The following is a 259-nucleotide window of genomic DNA, read 5'->3' on the forward strand; positions in this document are numbered from 1 at the left end:
TGCCTGTTACGCCTCAAAAAACAGCGGGCGCGGCATGGTGACGGTGTATGAACCCCAGAAGGAGCGGGATCACCACACGCGCAGCATGATGTCGCTTGATGAACAGTGGCACATGATTAAAGACAATCATCTGATGATGATTGCCCGCAGCGTCGCCTCCCCGCGCATCCCGGAGAGCAGTAATTTCTGGCTGCTGTCGTTACGCCTGTGGACCAGCCAGGGCGAAGTTCAGGAAGAGCATGCCTTCCGCTCGGGTCTG

Annotated in this window: 1 protein-coding gene; it reads left to right on the plus strand. The window is 57.5% G+C overall.

The annotated features are described in order from the left end of the window. Positions 1-259 (plus strand): hypothetical protein (locus ACZ2IA_RS23055; protein ID WP_470294910.1); only part of this gene is annotated, 259 nt, incomplete at both ends.

Source organism: Crenobacter sp. CS_VA4 (assembly GCF_055597485.1).